This window comes from Mesorhizobium sp. M1A.F.Ca.IN.020.06.1.1 (assembly GCF_004023265.1).
In the GTDB taxonomy this organism is placed as follows: Bacteria; Pseudomonadota; Alphaproteobacteria; order Rhizobiales; family Rhizobiaceae; genus Mesorhizobium.
In genome coordinates this window covers 1-462 of the sequence record NZ_RZSR01001791.1, presented here as the reverse complement: position 1 = coordinate 462, position 462 = coordinate 1, and the positions used below count along the sequence as shown (strand labels likewise).

The 462-nt window shown below is 62.3% G+C and carries 1 protein-coding gene; it reads right to left on the bottom strand.

The features are described 5' to 3' along the window. Positions 1-57: 57 nt before the first annotated feature. Positions 58-462: alpha/beta hydrolase (locus EOA60_RS36925; protein WP_206628488.1), on the bottom strand; the 405-nt coding region annotated here is incomplete at its 5' end.

The window sequence follows — 462 nt, the reverse complement described above, 5'->3', positions numbered from 1 at the left end:
CCCAAAGATAATCTTCCCACGCCAAGATTAAATTACGCGATCGCGGTAGGAGATTTCCTAGGAACCTGCCGTACCGGCGACGAAGGCCCGGACGTGGGCGACGAACTCGTCGAAGGCCGGCTCGCCCTCAAGCAGGATGTGGTTTTGGCTTTCCAGCTCGAGGAAGCTGGCGCCGGGAATGCCTGCCGCCATGGTGCGGCCGGACTCGACCGGGGCAACATTGTCTTCCCGCGCGTGCAGCACCAGGGTCGGCACCCGCACTTTTTCGAGCAGCTCGCTGACATCGATCACGGAAAAGGCGGTCTGCAGGCGCCAGGCGTCGTCCGGCAAAACCGTGCGCCGCATCAGATCGTCCATCCAGGCGAAATGTTCGTGCGTGGCGCCGGGGATGAACATGGAGCAGAAGGCTTGGCGGAACATCGGGTTCGACTTGCCCCAGCTCTCGCGCATCAGCGTCGATAC